This window comes from Robinsoniella sp. (assembly GCF_034124845.1).
In genome coordinates, this window is the sequence record NZ_JAWYAJ010000363.1 from 4,232 (window position 1) to 4,900 (window position 669).

Annotated in this window: 1 protein-coding gene; it reads left to right on the forward strand. The window is 44.2% G+C overall.

Going from position 1 to position 669, the window contains the following annotated elements; translation table 11 throughout:
* Positions 1–669 (forward strand): anaerobic ribonucleoside-triphosphate reductase (nrdD, locus tag ACH2DQ_RS18375; RefSeq protein ID WP_395027780.1); only part of this gene is annotated, 669 nt, incomplete at both ends.

Sequence of the window (669 nt, forward strand, 5' to 3'; positions counted from 1 at the left end):
GCTAAATCAAGGGCGGAGAGCAGGGATTTCTATGAGGTACTGGATTATTATCTGGAAATGATCCGCAGTCTCCACATCCGGACCTATGAGTATCTGGGAGAAATGAAAGCTTCTACAAATCCTCTGGGCTACTGTGAAGGTGGATTCTACGGCGGCAGCCTGAAGCCGACGGATAAGATCAAAAAAATCTTAAAACCGATGACTTCCTCCTTTGGCATTACAGCATTAAATGAACTGCAGGAGCTTTATAATGGCAAATCCATTGCGGATGATGGTGCATTTGCATTGGAAGTACTGGAGTATATCAATAAAAAAGTAACGGAATACAAAGAAAAAGACGGTTATCTGTATGCAATTTACGGTACTCCTGCCGAAAGCCTCTGCGGCCTGCAGGTAGAGCAGTTCCGCAAACAGTTTGGCATTGTGGAAAATGTATCCGACCGCCCTTACGTAAGCAACAGCTTTCACTGTCATGTAACAGAAGACCTGACACCGATTGAAAAACAGGATCTGGAAGGAAGGTTTTGGGAGCTTTGCAATGGGGGTAAAATACAGTACGTCCGTTATCCAATTGACTATAATAAAGAAGCAATTAAGAGCCTGATTCGAAGGGCAATGGACCTGGGCTACTACGAGGGTGTTAATCTCTCTCTGGCATATTGTGATGAC